The organism is Effusibacillus consociatus (assembly GCF_042652925.1).
Classification (GTDB): domain Bacteria; phylum Bacillota; class Bacilli; order Tumebacillales; family Effusibacillaceae; genus Effusibacillus; species Effusibacillus consociatus.
Genome location: NZ_JBHSHC010000096.1, coordinates 1 through 21119, shown reverse-complemented (window position 1 = coordinate 21119; position 21119 = coordinate 1). Strand labels below are relative to the sequence as shown.

The window sequence follows — 21119 nt, the reverse complement described above, 5'->3', positions numbered from 1 at the left end:
GATGAACAGATCAAGCCAACGGCAAAGTGAATTTGAATTCTGACCCTTGTCCCGGTTCGCTTTGCACATGAATACTGCTTTCATGCAGATCCAATATATGTTTGACAATGGATAGACCGATTCCGGTACCGGCTTTTTTTGATCTCGCTTTATCCTCTTTATAAAAGCGTTTCCAAATGTACTTAATGTCTTCAGGTTTGATACCGACACCGTAATCCCGGACTGACACGACGGCCCGGTCCATTTTTTTCAACGTGATGACCACAGTCCCCCCTGCAGGAGAAAACTGAATTGCGTTTTGGATCAGATTGACCATCACTTGATCAATCCGGTCGGGATCGGCAATCACCTCAATTTCCTGTTCATCGTCTTTCAGCAATCGGACTTGAATCTGGTGTTTGAGAAACTCCGGTTCCAACCGGGCAATCACTTTTCGAACCTGTTCCGTTAAATTAAACGGAACGGGGTTGATATTCAGCTGCCCCGCCTCCATCCTTGCCATATCCAACAAATCATCGACCAGTTTCATCAGTCGTTCCGTTGCTTCTTTCATGATCAAAAGATAATGCTGCTGCCGACCAGGCGGGATTGTACCGTCCAAAAGAGCTCCCAAAAATCCATGAATCGAAGTAAGCGGAGACCGCAAATCGTGTGATACGTTGGCGACAAAATCCTTCCTCATCTGCTCAATGCCGGATAGTTCCTGTGCCATGTAATTCATCGTGGCCCCAAGCTGTCCGATCTCGTCTTGCTTTTTCACCTTCACCCTTTGGCTGAATTTCCCCTTCGCAAATTGCAAAGCTACCTGATTCATTTCCCTTAACGGCGCCGTGATTTTTTTTGACACATAAAAAGTGCAGATTCCGGTGATTGCAAGGGTAATTACAATTCCCAACAGCAGCAAGTACTTGACTTGATTGAAATCCCTTTCAAACCCGTAAGAAACCATGACCAGCACTTTTTCCTGCATCGGAACCGTTCCCTTGACCGGCTGCGCCATTAAGATTACACGTCGCTCATCCTGCTCCAGTTTACGAATGATTTTGTCCCCGCGTAAAGCTGCCTGCACAATCTCGGGATCCAAGGTAAAAGCACTGTCGTTTTTGCCGGCTTGATACATCAATTTCCCGGTTTCATCATATAAATAGACAACCCTATCCTGCTTGGCAATGCTGAGTTCGAGCGAGGAAATCAAAGTCTCCCGGCTCCAGCCTTTTTGGTACGCGGTTTCAATGTATTGCACAACGATTTTTGCTTGATTCGAAAGCGAATCTTGATGTCTTTGGCTTATGTTATTTTGAAACAACCAGAAAGAAACAACGCTGAACAGGGAAAACGAAAGAAACAAAATCACCACGTATGTGATGAACAGCTTGAAAAAAATGCTTCTCACCTGGATCAATCCGACTTCACCTCAAATTTGTACCCGATTCCCCTGATCGTTTTCAGTGACCATTGTGTGTGGTCGCCCAATTTTTCCCGTATCCGCTTAATATGGACATCCACCGTTCGCGGATCGCCATGAAAATCAAATCCCCAAACTTTATCCAATAATTGCTGACGGGTGAAAACCTGGTTCGGGTAAGTGGCAAAAAAATAGAGCAGTTCCATTTCTTTTGGCGGCAGCGTGAACTCCGTTCCCCGGCAGATCACATGATACTGATTGGGATCTATCCTTAAGGAGGGAAATTCGATCACTTCTTTCGTTTCCGGCAATTGATTGCCCCTGCGCAAGACGGCCTTAATGCGAGCCATCAGTTCCTTGGGATCAAACGGTTTCACCATGTAATCATCCGCCCCGAGGTCCAATCCTTTAATCCTGTCGTAGCTCTCGCCTTTGCCAGTCAGCATGATAATCGGGGTAGGCTTGTCTGCCCGAATGCTTTTGCACAACTGCCATCCGTCCATTTCAGGCAGCATGATGTCCAGTATCACCAAATCGGGAGTTTCGTCAAAAAATCTTTCCAACCCTTCCATACCATCATAGGCGGATATCATCTGATAGCCGTTTGTTTCCCCATATAATTTGATTAACTCACAAATATGCGGATCATCATCTATGACAAGGATTTTGATTTGTTTCATCAACCCATCGCACTCCCGTATCCAAAAGTAGGCAACTGTATCATATCATCTGTTTATGAACAGGAGATGAACGATCCTCAAACAAAGCGGAAGCAAAATACAAAAATGGAGTGCCGGAACTCAAGTCGGTTCGCACTCCATTTCTCGTGTTATTCTTTTCTCCGCTTATACGGTTTTCTCACCATATTCCGCGGTCACCGTAGTATAGATTCCGCCGCGGACGTTGAATTTGCCAACCACCTGCATGTAGCGAGGCTCCAGAGCCTTCACCAAATCATTCAGAATCAGGTTGGTCACGTCCTCGTGAAAATGTCCCTCGTCACGGAAGCTCCACAGATAAAGCTTCAGCGACTTCAACTCCACAATGGAGGGGCCTGGAATGTACGAAATTTTGATTGTCGCAAAATCGGGTTGACCGGTTTTTGGACAAAGTGCGGTAAACTCCGGGCTTTCGATTTCCACCATATAATGCCGATCCGGATGCGGATTCGGAACGATTTCAAGTTCTTTTGACGGACGAGTTGACATGGAAGATCCTCCTTCTTTATGGATACCTATACCAGAATAGCGAAGGTTCTTTCCTTGGTCAAGGCATTAATACGTCCGCTGCATCGGATCGTTCAGCCCTCGCGAATAGGGGTCCGACATCACTGTCGTATCCGGGGATCGATTCTCATAGTCCAAAAGCAGCTGTGACAAATGGTCAACATGCTGCTTCAATTCGTTTCCAAGCTGCTTCATTTGTTCGAGCTGTTGCACCGTTTGCTGTTCAATCGGCATCAGATTTCCGACAGCACCAAACGTATTCGGGTTCGCCTGATCCTGCATCATTTCTACATTGCTTTGTTCCGCCCGCGCCAGAGATCCCATCATTTGACGGAGCATATTCACTTCAATTTGCAGTTTGGTAAGCTCACTTCGCAGTTGTGCAACGTTGGCTTCCATTCGCAGATCCCTCCGATTCAAAATTCCCTTCTTACAGTAACCAGCCGCAAAGAGAAGCATGCATATTTCTACCATGCAAAATAAAAAATAAGCGCGTGATAGAGACTGAGCACAAGCCGCTCCAAGGGGGATAACCGATGCAATACGACAGCACCGATTTGCAGTCAATCGCGAACGAACTCCAATCCGTTCAGCAGCAGGTCAATCAACTGCGCTCCATGGCGGAACAGATTGGACTGCAGGAGCAACAAAACTACATGCAGCTGCAATACTCAGCGAACAGCCCGGAACTGAACCAGATGAGGGTTGGGGAACAACAGGCATCGATTCTTTTGCAAAAAATACGGGATCTTTGTGATCACGCCAACCAGCATATTGCGGTGATCGCAAATCAGATTGTCCAAGGAGCGAATCCGCAGTGGTCGCCACAGGCAACCGATTCAAGAATTACCGGGGCTCCCGGGCAAACCCTTTCTGATCCCACCAATGAATACAGACCGGATCCCCAATATACAACCTACCCGTACGGTCGTTCCACAACATAAAGGGGGAAAACCACAAAATTCGCCATTTGCCGTTTTCACTCGGAGTTTTTTCGGAAAATTTCCAGGAGGGGAGCCGCTCCCCCTCCCCAACTCAAATTCAAACGTCTTGACTCCGAACTGCTGCATAAAAATATGGACCCGCTGTTGATGTTTCCACAGCCTCACTCGCTTGCTCCTCCTCCCGTAACCATCGTCCCGACAAACAGGAACACATGGGCCGTTTTTGTTCGCCGAACTCTCATTCGCCTTGCATACAGCACTCCTCCCAAGCCTGTCTATCAGAAGGATATGCATCGCAATGCTTGTCTTATTTGCTTGGAAGGAGCCGCCGGATGAAAGAAGCCGGCCCGCTTCGGACCGGCTTCTATATATCAACACACCGGGGAACCGGTATGTACCAATACTTTATTCGAGTTTCCATGCGATGGTTCTAGGAAAAATACACTTATACGTTGGCACAGACCTGGTTACAATGATACAATGGACAACGTACATCGGAACGGCAAAAGAAAGAGGGTTAAACATGAAGTTCAATCTTGATGAAATGGGCATTAAAGAAATTCAAAACCTAGCGAAAGAACTCCGGATTCCTCCTTCCTACAAAGAGGGCGGCGTACGGTTTCGTAAAAATAAAGCCCAACTTGTACGAGACATTAAGCGCGCCATGCGGAAACAGGGTGAAATCGCTGCCCAGTAAAAAAAGAGTGTTGGCACTGGAGCCGACACTCTTTTGTATTTCGAATCCGAATCATTACGATTCAATACGTTTTTCCAATTTGGAAAACCTGCGTTCAATTTCCAAACGCTGCAAATACTTTTTCAGTTCCACGTTGCGGTCGTCCCGCTGTGCTTCGTCTTTCCTTTTTTGCAATCCGTATATTTTATCCGTCATCTTCATCCCTCCTTTTCCGATTTTGAACAAAAACCCCGCGGCAGCTGCCTACAGGGAATCACGACACCGCTTGTAAATGTAATTATAGTTTACACGATTCGATTTAGCAAAGGACGTTTGAAGTCCCTATTATGAGGATTTTAAAGTGTTAGCGCGTATTTTCAGAATAAACAGGTATCTGTACAGATGACGGGCGGGTCAAGTCATGATACAGCCGAATATACACAGTCTCTTTATCCGGCAGGAAAAATGGGGTATCGCTTGGCGACAATTCCAATTCAATCGTATGTCCCGCCTGAAATACATGGTGAGTATGAAATAAATCAAAAGTCACTTCTGTCGGAACAGTGATACCGGTGTCGCGAGCTCGCGTCGCTCCCCGGGTGACCAAGGTTCTTTGTCCATTCGCAGCCACATCGAAGATCCGGGCAGTAATCATCGCTTTCGGGTTTGCAGATGCGATCCACAAGGAAAGATGGATCGTCCCCATCACAACCGTATCTTGCGTCAGTGGATTCATTCGGTACCTTAATGACGCCGGAGCGGAATTTTGCTGCAGGGTATCTGCCCCTGTTCTGACCGCCGGAGAGAGTACACTCCCCACAATCGCATCATCCTGCACCCCTGTAACCGGATTGTTGACCATCGTTTCCGGTTTTGTAGAAACGCTTTCATTCAAGAGAAGAGTAGGCGCAAAGTGCATTTTCAATGGCTTGATATTCGGCCACGCAGCCATCGGGCGAATATGTTTGGGCAGGTCTGTCGCAGCGTTTCTCCGGTTCTCGGGTGGAAATTGATAAGATTGGCCGGATGGCCAGGTTTCAGTTCCAATCAGTACCCGATAGTCCTTTTTCATGATCCCATTCTGCTCGCCTTTTAGCCAGTAATTGAACCAAGCCAGAACTTGAGTGACAACAAAATGAATTTCATCCTGATTGTTGAGGCTGGCTCGCGGATGTCCAAAACCGCCGGCATACAGCTTAAGATTTGGATTCTGGCCCTGCAGAACGTCAAAAAGTGTGGTGACCTGTTCAACGGGAAACAGTTCATCCTTCCAGGCCTGAAGCGCATAAATCGGAACCTTGTACAGCCTCTCCGGATGGTGGATAACGGATCGAAGAGCGGTTTGCTGTTTAAAATCCGCCTTGTTGACACCTGATGCTCCCTCCACAAGCCAGGTGGGCAGATCCGGATTATAGTTCTGCTTATCGGGCTTGTAGCCTCCGGCAAAGAGGGCTAAGTCATACGAGGCTTTCATCACGTCATCGGGATACAAAGCGGATGTCAGGTCACTCCAGCCCATGATGGGAGCGATTGCTTTCACTTTCGGTCCGACATACCCGGGTTCGTTCGTATAGGCAGCCAGAAGGAACGATTGGCCTCCCCCGTAGGAAATACCGCTGGCTCCGATTTTATCGGCGTTTACATGGAAACGATCAATCAGATACTGCATTAACTCCTTGAGATCCTGCATTTCCCGAGGACCGGCAAGCGTTGTCTTGCCCCCGGATTTGCCGAATCCACGACAATCATACGTCATTACAACGTAGCCGTTCTGAGCAAAGCCCGGAGCAATGGAGTTATACGTACTGCGATCTCCTCCCCAACCGTGAATCAGGATCACAGCGGGCCATCCCCCAGCCGGTTTCTGTCCGACCGGATTGTAGATGGACGCCGTCAGATTGATTCCGTCACTCATGGTGATGGAAGTGTGAACCGGTTCGATCACGGCAGCCACTGCCGCTGTTTCGGAAGCTGAAGCGGTGTGTACCTGCCAGGCGGGAACGACAATCAGTGCCAACAAAAGCAAAAGCACGGCAACATTCTGCAATCCTTTTCTCATCAAGATTCTCCTCACCGAAATGGTTTTCATTGCATCAGTTTAGAAAGAAATAAGGAAGCTCGACTTTGAGCTTCCTCTGTTTCTTCTTGTTGGTTTCCTATATCTATTTTGAATCTTATTTTGGTGGAATGGAGATCTCTTGCGACTGATCGGGAGTTGTGATCTGGATTGTAGCGCCAGAATTCGTCCCTCCGAGACCGATCGAATAAGTTCCTTTGTCTGGAAGGGTAACCGAGATTTTCGTTGAGCCTGAAAAAGACTGGGATCCTCCGCCGGGATTCGGAGAACTTGGCGGTGTTGGCACTTTCGGGAGTTGATTGCCTCCTTCTCGCAGCTTCGTCTGAAGCTCGCCAAGATTTTTCTCGAGATCTTGCTTGCCCTGCTCCATTCCCTGCTTGAGCTTATCGGCTCCACCCTGTAAGGGGTTGTCCCCGCCGGACGGAGGCTGCATTTTTTTGAGTCCCTCTTCAAGCTGTGCCTTCCCTTTGTCCAATTCCGCTTTCAACTTATCGACCGCTTCCTGCAGCGGGTTCTGTCCGCCAGAGGGCGGCTGCATCTTTTTGAGTCCCTCTTCAAGCTGTGCCTTCCCTTTGTCCATCTCCGCTTTAAGCTTATCGACCGCTTCCTGCAGCGGGTTCTGCCCACCGGACGGCGGCTGGGCTTTTTTGAGGCCGTCCTCAATCTGGGCCTTCCCTTTTTCCAATTCCGCTTTCAGCTTATCGATCGCTTCCTGCAGCGGGTTCTGTCCACCGGAGGGCGGCTGGACTCTTTTGAGCCCATCCTCAAGCTGCTTCTGCCCTTTCTCCAACTCCGCTTTCAGCTTATCGATCGCTTCCTGCAGAGGATTCTGTCCACCGGACGGCGGCTGAAGTTTTTTCAATCCGTCCTCAAGCTCTGCTTTTCCTCTGTCCACCTGATCCTTCAGCTGGGCGGTCGGCGACGAGCACTTGCAGGGCTCCTCCGTACTGGAAGCGGTTGCGTACGCTGCAATAGGTATCGCTACAACACCTGCCGCGATCAATCCGATTGTAATTTTTCTTTTCATCCTGTAACCCTCCCCGTTTCAATGGAAAATGAAATTATGATGCAGCTTTGGCAGCTGGAATCAATAACGCTCTGTCAATTCCGGACGGTATTTCACTAAACATTCTTCGGTTCCGGTTCGGATCGACTCGTGAGCCTCCACGGCTGCTTCCTCGACCCAAGGGAACGACCAATGATCTTTTTTGACGTCGGAAAAATGTTGTTTCACAGGAACCTCCCCATCTGCAAGCGGACCGCGCTGGAACGCAACACAGAACATTCTGGCTGCCACTTGACGTTCTGTCGCGTCATCCGGCATGAATTTGTTGTCTCCCATTCCGCTGACGAAACCTAACGACCTCGCCGTAGCAATCATATCTGCTGCCCAATGATGACCAGTATCGGAAAAACCGGTCTGGCCGGGCATTGGTTCGATGCCTCTTACCTCAAGAACCAGGGCCACCAGTTCCGCCCGGGAAATCGGCTCATCCGGATGAAAGGTGCCGTCCGGATATCCTTTCATGTAACCCGCCTTGGTCACACTGGTGATGTAACGATACGCCCAGTGATTTGACGACACGTCCTGGTAGGGTTTCTCAAGCGGAGCGTCATATTTAAGCTTTTTCACTTTGGCTACCACAGTCGCCGCTTCTGCTCGTGAAAAAGAGCGCTCCGGGTAAAACTTCCCATCCGGGAATCCTACCATAAAGGGCTGGTGAATTTCGCTCTCCTCCCCAGGAAGATGCCCAGGGAGAGGCCCGATTGATCCTCCCACGTCTCCGCCAACCTCTCCGGATCCCCCGCTTTCCTGCGTGAACTGAGGTGGAATCAAATTCTGCAGGCTTGGAGTCTGGGCTTGCGACACCGATGCCGGCAGAAGCATGGTGCAGACGAGCAGGGTTGCACAAGCCAAAGTACTCGAAACAGTTTTCATGGACCTAAACATTGTAATACCTCCCCCACAAACAAATTTCATAAATGTTCAGATATCCATTCCTCTTATAGGGTTCTTAACTGACTAGTCAGTTTTTGGGGGTTGGATTTTGTATTTTTTTGCAATATTTTGTCGATCAATATGCAAAAAATAAACGGATTAGCCTGTTTCACCAATCCGCGTTTCAACATAAGAATTCGGTTGACTTTTTAGACATGCCGCAATCGAAACTCCATTCCGAAAGGATGAATCTCAAACCAGGGCACGTGTGACGATTCCTGATCAAAGGCCTCCATAAAATCCGCTTCCTGATCGAACGCTTCCTGTTCCATAGAGGCGGCTGTTTCTTCAATCGACTGCTCCGCAAAGGACTGCCCCTCAAACAAGCTTGTTCCCAATTGATTGAAAAGCATGATCATGCGATTCAGAATTTGTTTTTGTGTAAAGCCTGCCTGTTCGCATTTGGCTGCAAACTCGATGGCAATTCCCGTCTGAATTCGGGTTTGAACCGCCTTCAATTCGCCCCCCATTTCCATTGTCTCGTCGAGCAGCGTGTCTGTTAACATGCTGGGGCCCAGTTCGTTGAAGAGCACAATCATGCGATTCAGAATTTGCTTCTGTGTAAAGCCTGCCTTTTCGCACTGGGTGGCAAACCCGGCAGCAATCCCCGCTTGAATTCGTGTTTGAACCGCTTTTTCCTTCTCCTTCAATTCCACCACCATATTCATCCCCCCGAAATTGATCCTATCCCTATATTTCGCTACTTCGGCCGGGAATTTCCTTTGGAGAATCTGTAACCTTATTAGAAGTTTTGTCGAAGGCCACGAAGGACAATGTTTGAAGTTTTTGCGGGTGCAGAGAGATGGAGAGGAGTGAAAATGATTCAAACGCCCTGGCGATGCGGACAGATCAGTATGTATTGTTTCATGGGGATGCAAGGTTATCAGTCTAATTTTAATGCCATATTCACTAAATTCTTATCTTTGCGGCCTAAATAAATGAAATCATACTTCTTGTAGAATTCAACGGTGCTATTTAACGATTCGACCGTCACAAAATTACAACCGCTTATAATCGATATTTCATAAATGACTTTAATCGCTTCGATCAAAAGGTATTCTCCGTTCCTTTTACCCCGGTATCTAGAATCCACCCCTAAATAATGAAGTTTTACTGCTGGAAAGTATTTAAATTCCGGAAGGGCCCATTCGTTCTTTACGACCTGTTCTTCTCTTATTTGTACATGATCGTTATATAACGTAAAATACCCGACTAAATTCTGATGATCATCAAAATAAAGTCGAGTAATAGCAGGCCCCAAATGTTGTAAGTTTATTGCATATTCTTTAAGAAAAAGCTCAACACCAACTTCATCTTCGCATCGGAAAACGTCAATTAATTCCTTATGATCCTCATTAAGATATTGAAAAGTAAGCACTAGTTCTTACTTCCGCTCCTTAGCGGGTTTATGTTTTTTCAATAATGCTTTTAAGTGCGAACGTTCAGGAGTTTGTGTTTTTCCTAATGCGTAATTAAGAAATTTTTTCTCTTGAGCTTCATCTTCGAATTCAACGATTGTAGGACGAATAGGCTTCACATGTGCTATCATGTTTTTACGTCCTCCTTCCCCCTGCGTCATAATTCATCCCTCCTAGTCCTAGCATCGGTTAGAAAAGCCTACGCTATACTTGGAACGGTTAGAACTAGTGACGTCCCTCTTCTCCAAATCTACTTTTTGTATTTTTTAAACTACACGTTTTTGTATTCTTTATACTACATGTTCGACAGTTAAGTGTAAACACCTTTTTGAAATTTCTGCAACAATAGCACTCATTCGGTGGTGACAAGGACCAAGCCGAGCCGGTCTTTTTTTAATGGGATTATCAAAATCTAGTGGTTATCTGCTTCCTCCCTTGGCAATCCTGTGTATTGGAAGGAGTGGATCCCGATGCGCAAAAAATACTCTCTCTTCTTGCTGCCCCTCTGTTTGTGGTTGACGGTGATTTTCACCTTTTCGTCCCAAACCTATCACCAGCAAAGTATTCAGCCGTTGTTACGTGAACACTTCTCCCATGAATCAGTTCGCGACCTGCTTCCCGATATCAGGTTTCAGTACCATCAATCGACCATCGACATAAAAAAAGACCCGATCAAATCCATCGAGTTCTTCGTTCGAAAGACTGCCCATGTACTGCTGTATGGGATATTGGCCGTTCTCGCGTACCTCACCCTCCTGCCTGCTGAAAAAGGGGTTTTGGCAAAGGGGACACTGGCTCTTCTAACCGTAGGAGTTATCGCATCCCTCGATGAGTGGAACCAGGCACGAAACTCTTTTCGGACGGGGGCATTGGAGGATGTGCTGCTGGATTGGATCGAGGGATGTTTGGGACTGGCGTGCTGCTTACCCATCTGGATAGGACAGGCCGGCCATCCGCGCGATCCTTGAAAGAAGGCATTTTGAAGGTCTTATTTAGAGTTTTCGAACCCCAAACTGCCAACAAACGTCGGACAGCCCCGTCCCATCTAAAGAGTATCTGTTTCTGACTGACGCAACTCAATCAGAAGATCCTCGATCTCTTGTGGGTTCACTTTGCCTTCTTGAATCAGAAAGTTCACGGCCTGTTCCATGGTTTGCATGCCATATCGCACGCCCGTTTGGATCAGATTCTTGATCTGATGCACTTTATCCGAACGGATCAGGTTTGAAACAGCAGTCGTGTTCACAAGCACTTCAACAGCGGCCACCCGTCCGATTCCGTTCCTGTGCGGTAACAGCTTCTGCCCGTATATGGCGACAAGGACATTGGCCAGTTGATTGCGAACCTGGGTTTGTTGATTGGATGGGAATACATCGATAATCCGGTCAATTGTCTGAGCCGCATCCGGTGTGTGCAGTGTCGCAAAGACCAAATGTCCTGTCTCGGCAGCAGTAATAGCCGTCGAGATAGTTTCCAGATCACGCATCTCTCCAACAAGAATCACATCTGGATCCTCGCGAAGTGCCGCACGCAGTCCGGTGGAAAATGTCCCAGTATCGACTCCGATTTCGCGTTGTACGACAATGCTCTTTCGATGGGAGTGCAGATATTCAATCGGATCTTCCAGCGTAAGGATGTACCGTTCCGCCGTCTGATTAATCCGATTGATCATGGCAGCAAGCGTAGAGGACTTGCCGCTGCCGGTAGGTCCGGTGACAAGCACCAGCCCATGGCTCTTTTTAATAATGTCCTTAGTGACAGAAGGCAGTCCAAGTTCCTCCAGGGTCGGGATGTCAAATTTCACTGTTCGCAAAGCCAATGAAATGGTGCCCCGCTGGCGAAAAACATTGATTCGAAACCTTGCGACACCCGGCAATGAGTATGAGCAATCATACTCCCCCTTCCTGTCGAAGATCTGCCATGCTTCTTCCCGAAGAATTTCCCTCGCAAGTTTCTGGCACTCCTCAACAGTCACCGGCGGCTGTTGAAGAGGTGTGAGCCGGCCATTGATTCGCAGATAAGGCGGAATACCGACTGTAATATGCAGGTCAGAAGCGCCTCTCTCCACTGTTTCCCGCAGTAACGCTTCGATTCTTGCCATTCGAATCCCTACTTCCCGCTCGATATTCGATTACATCTCACGAATGACAACCTGGAAGACCTCTTCGAGAGTGGTAAGCCCTTGAGCAGCTTTTTCCAATCCGTCCTCCAACATGTTTTTGTAACCATGCTGCTTCGCCCACTCTCGATATGCCTTTCCTGCTTGCTGCTGGCTGACCAGGGTACGTACCGGTTCTTCAAAAGGCACCACTTCATGAATGGCCAGGCGCCCCCGATATCCCGTACGGTTACAAGCGCTGCATCCTTGACCCCGCCAGAGCTGATCCGCAAAAAAGCCATGTCTGTCGAGTACTGCTGTCTCGTCAGGAAGAGGTCGATAAGCCTTCCGACATTCGGTGCAAATCTGGCGGACAAGCCGTTGTGCTACAACTCCCCGGATTGTGGAGGCAATCAAATACGGTTCAAGCCCCATATCCATCAAACGGGCGACGACGCTTGGCGCATCGTTCGTATGCAGTGTGGAAAGAACCAAATGTCCCGTTAATGCCGCCCGAAAGGCAATTTCTGCAGTCTCCTTGTCCCGGATTTCACCCACCATAATAATGTTCGGGTCCTCGCGCAGGATCGACCGCAAACCAGTCGCAAAAGTGAGACCGGCAGCCGGATTGACTTGAACTTGATTGATACCGTCAAGTTGGTATTCGACCGGATCCTCAATCGTAATCAGATTCTGTTGTTCCGTATTGAGGTGATGCAGGGCCGCATAGAGGGTAGAGGTCTTTCCGCTTCCGGTCGGTCCCGTCACAAGTACGATTCCGTGTGCCGCACTGATCATTTGCAAAAACGCCTTTTTATTAACTTCTGAAAAACCCAGTTTTTCAACTTCTGTGATTGCATTCTTCATGTCAAGCAGGCGCAGTACGACCTTCTCTCCAAAAATGGTCGGTAAAGTGGCAACACGAACATCAATCGGTCTTCCGCGGACTTGCATCTGGATGCGGCCGTCTTGCGGCAAACGCCGCTCGGCGATGTTCAAATTCGCCATGATTTTGATTCGAGCCGTTACTACCGGCTGCAGGTGTTTGGGCAAACTCAGCTGATTCATAAGAATTCCGTCAATCCGAAAGCGTACAACCACACCGGTCTGCTGGGAGTCAAAATGAATATCGCTGGCCCGTTTGTCGACAGCCTGTTCGATTAACTGATTGACCAGACGGACAATGGGAGCATCTTCGGCACGAACATGTTCTTCGACAATCTCCACCGGCTGACGATCCATGAGTACTTCGGAAATCGATCTCTTTAAGCTGTAGTACCGTTCAAATGCCCGATGAATGCTGTCCCGGGTTGCAATGACCGGATGAATCTGCAACCCGGTGGTCATCTGAATATCATCGATTGCAAAGTAATCAAAAGGATCCACCATGGCCAGGGTAAGCCGATTTTTATCCCTTTTCACAGGTAGAACATTATAACTGCGTGCAAATTCCTCCGGAACCAGCTCGATGACCGGTCTTTCGATCTCGAAGCGATCAAGGTTCATGTGCGGGATACCAAGCTGGAATTCGATTACTTCAATGAGTTGTTCCTCTGCAAGCAAGCCTCTTTGTGTCAAGATTTCACCAAGAGGCTGCTTGGTCACTTTTTGTTCGGCCAAGGCCTGTTCAAGCTGATCATCGGTAATAAGACCAAATTCAATCAACAGGTCACCAAGTCGTTTACGCGACATATCGCTCCCAGCTCCTTCCGATCCAATAACTAGGGATTTCCGAAAGCATGATCATTCCCTGCCGGCAGCACGGGAAAAGGCCATTCGACGGATGCGGCAGGTTTCGAATCCCATGGTGCCCGCGAATAGATCGTGAGTTTCAGGGTCAGCGCTGCGATCGATCCAGTTCCGGCCGATGCCCCGCCTTTTTTCTCGAAGGTCAGGTTATACTCCTTGATCCAGACAAATCGGGGCATTCGCTGCAGCTGATCGACAAATGACAACAGATCCACCGGATCCCCTTGTGCCGTTAGGGCAACTTCGAGAGCAAACACACCGGAAAGCTCAGGCGGCGGGCTGGAAAGATCCGCTTCTCCGCTGCTTCCTTGCTTCGCGGGCGGATTGGCAGCAGTACCATTCTTGGCAGGTTGTTTCTCTACGGGTTGACCTGGGGCTACTTGTACCAAAGTGACTTGACTTTGCTTGGCGGCCGTCGTCAAATCAGCGAAAAACCATCCGATTTCCCATTCAGTAGGGATGGCACGGCCCAATTTTACCAAATCGGGTGGATTTACCTTCTGCGCAGCCTGTTTCTGCAAGAGATTCATCTGCACTGTTACGGCATCCGCTCTGGCTTGGACTTCCGTGGCGATCCTCTCTTTTTGCCAGGAAAGATACCAGAAGGCACCACCTGAGAGCAGCAGAACAACGGAGATGAGCAATAGAATTTTTTGCGGGAAAGTGAAAGATGAATACATGCTGACCTTTCCTTTCTGTCCTTCTCTCCATTAGCGGGAGATGGTTACCTGAAACTCCAGCTTCTGGATGCTGTTTTGCCGTGTTGCCGACTTGACGCGGACTGCCGCAATTCTTTGATGATTCCGCAATTCATGCAAATACGTTGCAACGGATTCCATATCAGGCAGTTCGGCTTGCAAATCATAGACTGCAGTTCCGTTATAACGGGCCATTGTCAAATAGCTTGCGGTCGGCAATAGCGACGAAAGCAACTGCAGCTCCTCTTGAAAAACAGGGTGCTTGGCTGCCCATTTCTCCAACGCTTGGGCCTGCCGATCCAAATCCTGCATTTTTTGCACCTTTGCGGCCTTTTCCTGCAGCTTGGACAAACTCGCATTTTGGGTATCGAGAATTGATTGGGCCTCTTTCTGTTGGATTGAATACTGTACCCAGTTTACAATGCCGAGCAGATTCCCAAGCAGCAAAAGCCCAGCCAGAGAAGACAGTCCGATTGTCCGATAAGTAACTGAAGCAGGCTGATAAGGCAGCAGGTTAATCTGCATCGGATTTCACCCCCCTGAGTGCGGCACCCGTTGCGGATAAACTTATAACATTTAGCGGCTGGTTCAGTTGACGGTCGGCCGGCTTATCCAGGATTTTGACCGCAATATCCAACTGTGTGGCAAGACATTCCGCCAATCGTTCACCATCTGGAACATGCCCCGTCAAAAAGATCGTATCGATCGCAGTGTCCCGTTGTTTTAAAGAATACTGAACGAAGGAGATGGAGCGCTGAATCTGATAACTCAAATCCCTGGAAAATGAATCCGGATAATCGGGCTGCTGGACATAATCGTCTGCTCGTATGTCAAGCGGACGTGTCATCAACAAACATCCTTTTTTATAAAAATGGGCATCGATCCGATGGACTCCGAACTCTGCAACGATCGTCTCCGTTTCCGGAAGCTTGTCCAGTGCTTTCACTGCCCGCAGGATACTAAACCCTTTTGCCTCAATGGCAGCAAGCCGGAGTCCCGCCTCTCGAAATGCTTCCACCAAGCCGTTCACCAGATCCCGGGGGGTTGCGACCAGCAGAATCGTGTCTTCCGAATGGAAAGAAGAAGGATAAGAATCAAAATCATAAACCGGATCCGCAAATGGCAGCCGTATCTCATTTTGAATTTGAAACTGCAGCATCTGTTCCATTTGTTTGCGATTGACTTTCGGCATCGAAAGCATTCGTAAAGCCACCATGGAAGACGGAAGGCTGACGGTTATCCCTTTTTTCGGCAGGTCGTACGTATCGAACAGAGCGCTCAATTCCGAAGCAAATCGCTGGACATCGCGGATGCGGCCATTGTCGTACACGTTTTTCGAAAATGGGATTGCCGCATGGGCCATCACATCGACAATTCCAAGGCTGTCCCGAACACGAACCACTTCCACCCGATCCTCGTCCAAGCTGATTCCTATGCCGAAATGACGTTGTAGTGTGAACTGCATGCGATGCCTCCTCCAGTCAATCCGATTCTCCTGTTAATAGGACAACACCCAATTTCCAATCTGACTCACCTTAAGTCCTGTAATGGTGGGAACCCCATCCGGCGGATTCGTAACAAACTTCTCATCATGCGTGATTGTTAAACGAGCAGGTTTATCCAGGGTTTGCTCATCAAAAACCAACAATCCGAGCCCAGTACTCGTGTTTCCCCGTACACCGTTTAAAACAATATTTTTCGCTATGACACCGCCGTTAATCTGCAAGTTCGAGATGACTCCGTAAAGAGCCAAATCATCCTGCTGTGTCCATAAAAATGCGTTTAAAACAGCCGGCGAAGATTGAAATTGGTTATTGTTATACACATGAATGGAACCCTTTGCGACAATGGCGGCTGGAATCGGATTGTTCGTGTGAATATTCCGGATGGTTACATCTCCTTCTACATAAAACGTACCGTTGATCTCTACATTTCCATCGATGACCAGATCGCCGTAAATATACCAAATCCCGTTATAGGGCCCTGTACCTTGCAGGGTGTTGCTGCCAATCAAATAAGTTGTGAAGTGCTCATTTCCAAGCAGATCTGCAAGAGTGACGTAGTGATATCTGCTGTCCGTTTTTGCTTTCGTCCGAATTTCCTCTCTTTTTTTCGCAAAATCGATCTCCGGCAATGTAACCTCCTGTATTTTAGTAAGTTGAAAGCTGCCGTTCAGATAGTCTTTCGCCCTGTCGGAGTCTATCAGAATCCCCTCTTGATCCACATTGTGTTTCCCTTCAATGCTGTATTCATTGACTAATTGCACATCCAATACCGGAACGCTGATCGTTTCCTCCGGAATGTAATAAAGGGAGTGGATCGGGCTTGAAACATCTCCGGAACTGATTTTTCCATTCACTTCCGGAAAAATGGATTCTTTATAAAGTCCGAAATGAGCGAATTCATGCAGCGCCAGTTTGTTCTTTGCATAGATATCGCCGTTTATTTTCACTCCGCCATTCAACCAGATCGTGTCGCTGGCACTCATTGCGAAACGAAAAACATCCGCAAGACTTGAAATCTGAACTTTGATCCTGACGGTTGACGTTTTTCCTTGTGAAGTCCCAGTCCCCTCGATGTAGCCGGAGACAATGTAAAGCCCTTGATCCGGCTTCTCAACCTTGGGTGGGAGTTCCAAGACCAATTGGTATTGATAGGTTTCATCCGGCTTTGTGGGATCGGGGGCGGCAGGAGACCCCCGAAAATCTTTGCTGAGTGACGAAATCTCTTTAGTGACATCAGTCCAGTCTGAACTGTGCAAGTGAGCCAACCTTTGCTGCAAATCCCAATAACCCGCTTTCGCTCCCACCTCAGCCAGATATCTGGATTTTGTTTGATTCTCACTAGCCTTAACACTTTTGTGACCATTCAAGGTAACAGTTAAAAGAGCAACTCCAAGAATGGAAGTCAACAGGACAACCAGCAGGATCGTGACCAGTGCGGATCCTTTTTCACCTTTCGTTGCGATCACTGTCCTCACGCTCCCTACTGCCCCAGAAGATAGCGGGCAGATGCATCGAGTCGATACACATGACCGCGGGGCCCTTTTAACTCCAGATGAATCAGGATGCGATTGCCGGAAAGTGCAAATGCAGATCCTGCAAAATTCGTATCTTCCAGACTGACAGCCGTACCGGACGGATTCTTGAGTGTGCCCCGATACAACCGGGTAACCGAATGGTTGGTCGAATCAGGGCGAAACTCAAAAACGATTTGGTCGGAAACAACGGGAGGAGTGACAGATTCCCAAGCTGTCCGAATCTCCAATCTGCTGCTTGATACACGGACGGCGTTTTCCCCGTTTGGAGGAGTTTGTGCCTGTGTCAGGCTTTTCTGAATGTACGCCATTGCGGTATTCGCTTGATTTCGCAAATTGGTTTCTTCCGATGTTTCATGCCACACACGAGTTCCGTGCTCCAGCAGCAGGTAGATGCTCCCGATAACAATTGTAAAAATCAGCAGGGCCGCCATGACCTCAACCAGAGTCAATCCGCGATCCGACTTCATCACGAGTAACCTCCTCCCTCTATGGGTTTCCTAAGGTCCTGGAGGAACAACCAAACCATGAAGGGAGACAGAGATACGATTCTTGCTCTCAACGGTAACCGAAACACGAACAGGACCATCCAACGTGTTGTTTGAATAGTGGAAGCGAATGATCGGCGAGAAGCCCTGGTAGGTAAGACTTGTCCAGATTCTTTGCAGAGTTGGGTCCGTCAAATCGCGTTCAATGGTTGCGTTCGGTTTGCCAGGATGATTTTTCAACGCATTATTTAACTCTGCATAATTGTTTTCCGGTAATGCAGTCCACTCTTCCAAAACGGTTTGCGCCAAATGAGTGGCCGCTAAGCGTTCATTATCCCGTACGGAAGTCGTACGGCTCTGGCTGTACGTTACCAGAACGCTTCCTGTTACCATCGACAAAATCACCACCGCCGCAAGAACCTCGACCAACGTCATTCCTTTTTCGAATGTACGGGAAAGCCCAACCCTGTTTTTCATCGGGTACCCTCACATTATAAATTCTTTAGTAGAAAAACAGATTCCAAACAGATTCGCCGAACAAATAGGAAACAAGTCCGCCCAACGCCAAAAAAGGGCCAAATGGAAGATACTCCTGTTTCGCTGCTTTGTTTTTCGTAACGACAACAAGTCCAATCAGAAGACCGATCAACGAGCTGATAAAGAGTGCCAAAATGGCCCCTTGCAAACCCACGACGAGACCAATTCCCGCCATCAGTTTCACATCCCCCAGCCCCATTCCTTCTTTGCCAAACAGATAGGGACTCAGCCACCAAAGAAGAAGCAAAAGGCCTGCCCCCAACAGGCCGCCTGCCAGATACGACCGGAACGGCTCGGAGCCTATCAACAACCTGCCCGTCAAAGCCGCACCGATCAAGGGGAATGTGAGAACATTCGGCAGGATCATTTCATGGATGTCGATCACCGCAAGCGGCAGCAGGAAACTGACAAAGAGGAGTCCAATGGCAGTTTCCCACGACCAACCAAACCGCCACGCCACCATCCCCCATAAGAAACCGGTTATCGCCTCAACCACCGGGTACTGCCAGTGGATCGGAGCTTTACAGTAGCGGCATCTGCCGAACAGGAACAGCCAACTAAAAACCGGGATCAGATCCAGCGGTTTCAAGCGGGTATCGCAGTTTGGACAATGAGAAGGGGGATGTACGATCGACTCCCCCTTTGGAATTCGGCAGGCTACGACGTTGAGGAAGGAACCAATAACAAGACCAAATAACGAAGTTAGTAATATGAAAAAACTGATGCTAGTTTCAGACATAGGCCCCTGCTTTCATTTAAAAAATCACCCCATAAGGGGACATGGTTTAATATGTTATTGTTAGCACTGCCACTGCATTGTTACCACCTGTTAACCCCACAGTATTTGCAGGTAGATTTCCGGTATAAACATGTTGGCCAGTAATGGTGATTCTCCTATTTGCTGTATCAACCGCAACAGTATAATCTGCTGTTCCTCCATCATTCCCTGTATTCCAAGGATCATCTATCTGCTGTGGCAAATATGTCGGCACCAGATCGGAAGTTGCAGCAGATTGCCATGTCAAAGCATTGCCTGTAAAATTCGGATTATCCATCATGTAACGCATGGCCGCATCCGCAATTGTCCTGAAGTTTGCCACATCTGCCCTTTCTCTTGAACTTTCAATCTGCCTATTCACCATGATATACCCAACACCCGCCACAATTACCAGAATAACCACGACCGCCAGCATTTCGATCAGCGTAAATCCTTCTTGCCGTTTCCTGCACTTCTGTTGAACCGCCTCTTCCCGCTTGACACCTTGTTCATTTTGCACTTTTGTTTTAAACATGCTGTTTCCTCCCCTTTTCCCCCATTGCATGTTATATGTACTGCCCCTGTACTCCCACCAAGGGCAGTTACCGAACAAAGTTCATCATCGTAAACATTGGCAGGTAAACAGAAAGAATAATCAGCCCCACAATTCCCGCCAGAAACAAGATCATGAACGGTTCCAACAGCGAGCCGAGTCGAGAAGACATCTCCGTGACCTCGGATTCGTAAAACTCAGCCAGATTTCCTGTCAAGCTCTCCAGTTCCCCTGTCTCTTCTCCAATGGCAACCATCTGAGTTACAATCGCCGGAAACAGAACCGGATATTTTCCTAATGCAGCAGACAACCGTTCCCCATTCCGGACACTCTGCTGAGCTTCCATCATAGCTTTGTCAAAGAGCTTATTCCCAATCGCTTTCCTGATTAACTCAAGCTCGTCCAGAATCGGTACCGCACCCGCTTCCAACGTGGAGAAGGTACGGGCGAAACGAGCAATCATACTTTTCTGATAGAGCTTGCCAAAAATCGGAATCCGCAGCTTTACCGTGTCCCAGAAAAGGCGCCCCCACTTGCTTCGAAGTATTCCTGCAATAGCCAAAACGGAAAGGATTCCGAGAATCAATACCAAATACCATCGATGAAGCAGAAAGTCGCTTATACCAAGCGTGATCTGTGTCGGGATCGGCAGTTCCACTCCCTGGGCTGCAAAAGTTTGAGTGAAAGTGGGTACAATCGACAGGAGCAGAAAAAGACTTACCCCAATCGCAATCAAGAAAACAGTTATCGGATAGGTCAAAGCCGAGATCAGTTTTTGTGAAGTGAGCAATTGACGTTCAAAAAAGGTGGCCGCCCGATCCAGCATGGTGTCCAATTGTCCAGAATGTTCTCCGGCTCCCACCAAGTTCACAAAAATCTCCGAAAACGCCTTTCGATGATGAGAAAAGGCTTCTTCCATAGACGTTCCTTGACGAATCTCCTCGCGAACCCCTTCCAATGCTTTCTTCAACGTCCGATTTTCCGTCTGGGCAGCCAGGACCTCGAGAGATTGTGTCACGGAAACACCCGCCCGAATCAACGCAGCGAACTGACGGCAAAAAGGCACAAAATCTTTCTGTTTCACCCTTCCGTAGAAAAAGGAGCTGAGGTCAATTCCCCGTTTCCGATTTGTAAAATTTATGGGTGCAAGTTTAGTCGGAAAAAGCCCCTGTTTTCGTAGTTCGGCTGAGGCTGCTGCTTGATCAGAGGCTTCTATCTGTCCGCGGAGGTTTTTTCCAGTATGATTGAGAGCCTGGTAGCGAAATTGAGCCACGTCACTCACCTCTCTAAACTGACTGACTAGTTAGTTTATTTTGTATTTTGATTATAGCCCAACGTTAATCAGAATGAAATAGTAAATTAAAAAACAGAGCATCTTCTCGAGCTCTTGTATTTGTCAACTGAAAATTCCGCCATTCGCTCATTTAATTTTCCCCCACCTGTGAAAACAGGAACTT

24 protein-coding genes and 1 pseudogene are annotated in these 21119 nt (G+C 48.2%); 3 read left to right on the top strand and 22 right to left on the bottom strand.

Annotated features, from left to right (window positions below):
- Positions 1-10 precede the first annotated feature (10 nt).
- From ACFO8Q_RS11540 to ACFO8Q_RS11525, 4 genes and pseudogenes are all read right to left on the bottom strand, one after another.
- Positions 11-1393 carry a sensor histidine kinase gene (locus tag ACFO8Q_RS11540; RefSeq protein ID WP_380026097.1) on the bottom strand — a complete coding sequence of 461 codons (1383 nt, stop codon included), beginning with the start codon at positions 1391-1393 and terminating at the stop codon, positions 11-13.
- Positions 1394-1398: 5 nt separating this feature from the next.
- Entirely contained in the window at positions 1399-2085 is a 687-nt protein-coding gene (locus ACFO8Q_RS11535; RefSeq protein ID WP_380025926.1) for a response regulator transcription factor, read from the bottom strand.
- Between the two features lie 180 nt (positions 2086-2265).
- Positions 2266-2589, bottom strand: a pseudogene (queF, locus tag ACFO8Q_RS11530) (preQ(1) synthase); the annotation flags it as partial.
- Between the two features lie 90 nt (positions 2590-2679).
- Entirely contained in the window at positions 2680-3030 is a 351-nt protein-coding gene (locus ACFO8Q_RS11525; RefSeq protein WP_380025925.1) for a hypothetical protein, read from the bottom strand.
- A gap of 137 nt (positions 3031-3167) precedes the next feature.
- Between ACFO8Q_RS11525 and ACFO8Q_RS11520 the strand changes: the two genes are divergently transcribed.
- Entirely contained in the window at positions 3168-3575 is a 408-nt protein-coding gene (locus tag ACFO8Q_RS11520) for a hypothetical protein (protein ID WP_380025924.1), read from the top strand.
- Positions 3576-4098: 523 nt separating this feature from the next.
- The gene (locus ACFO8Q_RS11515; RefSeq protein WP_380025923.1) at positions 4099-4272 is read left to right on the top strand and encodes a hypothetical protein; all 174 of its coding nucleotides are present in this window, start codon (positions 4099-4101) and stop codon (positions 4270-4272) included.
- Positions 4273-4326: 54 nt separating this feature from the next.
- Here ACFO8Q_RS11515 and ACFO8Q_RS11510 read toward each other — a convergent pair whose 3' ends face one another.
- From ACFO8Q_RS11510 to ACFO8Q_RS11480, 7 genes are all read right to left on the bottom strand, one after another.
- Complete coding sequence (locus ACFO8Q_RS11510; RefSeq protein WP_380025922.1) at positions 4327-4467, bottom strand: hypothetical protein; 141 nt, start codon at positions 4465-4467, stop codon at positions 4327-4329.
- 148 nt (positions 4468-4615) lie between these two features.
- Positions 4616-6310: a CocE/NonD family hydrolase gene (locus ACFO8Q_RS11505; RefSeq protein ID WP_380025921.1), complete on the bottom strand. Its 1695-nt coding sequence runs from the start codon at positions 6308-6310 to the stop codon at positions 4616-4618.
- 115 nt (positions 6311-6425) lie between these two features.
- Positions 6426-7355, bottom strand: coding sequence for a hypothetical protein (locus tag ACFO8Q_RS11500; RefSeq protein WP_380025920.1), 930 nt, complete (start codon positions 7353-7355; stop codon positions 6426-6428).
- A gap of 60 nt (positions 7356-7415) precedes the next feature.
- Complete coding sequence (locus ACFO8Q_RS11495) at positions 7416-8279, bottom strand: S-layer homology domain-containing protein (RefSeq protein WP_380025919.1); 864 nt, start codon at positions 8277-8279, stop codon at positions 7416-7418.
- A gap of 197 nt (positions 8280-8476) precedes the next feature.
- On the bottom strand, positions 8477-8989 hold the full coding sequence (locus ACFO8Q_RS11490) for a hypothetical protein (protein ID WP_380025918.1): 513 nt from the start codon (positions 8987-8989) through the stop codon (positions 8477-8479).
- Positions 8990-9210: 221 nt separating this feature from the next.
- On the bottom strand, positions 9211-9705 hold the full coding sequence (locus ACFO8Q_RS11485) for an N-acetyltransferase (protein ID WP_380025917.1): 495 nt from the start codon (positions 9703-9705) through the stop codon (positions 9211-9213).
- A gap of 6 nt (positions 9706-9711) precedes the next feature.
- Positions 9712-9906 carry a hypothetical protein gene (locus tag ACFO8Q_RS11480; RefSeq protein WP_380025916.1) on the bottom strand — a complete coding sequence of 65 codons (195 nt, stop codon included), beginning with the start codon at positions 9904-9906 and terminating at the stop codon, positions 9712-9714.
- A 309-nt stretch (positions 9907-10215) separates the two neighbouring features.
- On the opposite strand from ACFO8Q_RS11480, the gene ACFO8Q_RS11475 reads away from it, so the two are divergent.
- Complete coding sequence (locus tag ACFO8Q_RS11475; protein ID WP_380025915.1) at positions 10216-10713, top strand: VanZ family protein; 498 nt, start codon at positions 10216-10218, stop codon at positions 10711-10713.
- Positions 10714-10790: 77 nt separating this feature from the next.
- Here the strand turns inward: ACFO8Q_RS11475 and ACFO8Q_RS11470 are convergent, their stop codons facing one another.
- The 11 genes from ACFO8Q_RS11470 to ACFO8Q_RS11420 all read right to left on the bottom strand — a co-directional run bounded on the left by ACFO8Q_RS11470 (position 10791) and on the right by ACFO8Q_RS11420 (position 20935).
- A complete protein-coding gene (locus ACFO8Q_RS11470) occupies positions 10791-11846 on the bottom strand; it encodes a type IV pilus twitching motility protein PilT (RefSeq protein WP_380025914.1) in 1056 nt (351 codons plus the stop codon).
- A gap of 30 nt (positions 11847-11876) precedes the next feature.
- On the bottom strand, positions 11877-13535 hold the full coding sequence (locus ACFO8Q_RS11465; protein ID WP_380025913.1) for a GspE/PulE family protein: 1659 nt from the start codon (positions 13533-13535) through the stop codon (positions 11877-11879).
- A gap of 29 nt (positions 13536-13564) precedes the next feature.
- Complete coding sequence (locus ACFO8Q_RS11460) at positions 13565-14272, bottom strand: hypothetical protein (RefSeq protein ID WP_380025912.1); 708 nt, start codon at positions 14270-14272, stop codon at positions 13565-13567.
- 30 nt (positions 14273-14302) lie between these two features.
- Complete coding sequence (locus ACFO8Q_RS11455) at positions 14303-14815, bottom strand: hypothetical protein (RefSeq protein WP_380025911.1); 513 nt, start codon at positions 14813-14815, stop codon at positions 14303-14305.
- Entirely contained in the window at positions 14805-15755 is a 951-nt protein-coding gene (gene pilM / locus ACFO8Q_RS11450) for a type IV pilus biogenesis protein PilM (protein WP_380025910.1), read from the bottom strand. The genes ACFO8Q_RS11455 and pilM overlap by 11 nt, the downstream gene beginning before the upstream one ends.
- Before the next feature lie 33 nt (positions 15756-15788).
- Positions 15789-17261 (bottom strand): hypothetical protein, encoded by a 1473-nt coding sequence (locus ACFO8Q_RS11445; protein WP_380025909.1) that lies wholly within the window; start codon positions 17259-17261, stop codon positions 15789-15791.
- A 14-nt stretch (positions 17262-17275) separates the two neighbouring features.
- On the bottom strand, positions 17276-17797 hold the full coding sequence (locus tag ACFO8Q_RS11440) for a PulJ/GspJ family protein (protein WP_380025908.1): 522 nt from the start codon (positions 17795-17797) through the stop codon (positions 17276-17278).
- Between the two features lie 30 nt (positions 17798-17827).
- Positions 17828-18292 carry a prepilin-type N-terminal cleavage/methylation domain-containing protein gene (locus tag ACFO8Q_RS11435; RefSeq protein WP_380025907.1) on the bottom strand — a complete coding sequence of 155 codons (465 nt, stop codon included), beginning with the start codon at positions 18290-18292 and terminating at the stop codon, positions 17828-17830.
- Positions 18293-18317: 25 nt separating this feature from the next.
- A complete protein-coding gene (locus tag ACFO8Q_RS11430) occupies positions 18318-19091 on the bottom strand; it encodes a prepilin peptidase (RefSeq protein ID WP_380025906.1) in 774 nt (257 codons plus the stop codon).
- A 46-nt stretch (positions 19092-19137) separates the two neighbouring features.
- On the bottom strand, positions 19138-19644 hold the full coding sequence (locus ACFO8Q_RS11425) for a type II secretion system protein (protein ID WP_380025904.1): 507 nt from the start codon (positions 19642-19644) through the stop codon (positions 19138-19140).
- 67 nt (positions 19645-19711) lie between these two features.
- On the bottom strand, positions 19712-20935 hold the full coding sequence (locus ACFO8Q_RS11420; RefSeq protein ID WP_380025903.1) for a type II secretion system F family protein: 1224 nt from the start codon (positions 20933-20935) through the stop codon (positions 19712-19714).
- Positions 20936-21119: the final 184 nt, after the last annotated feature.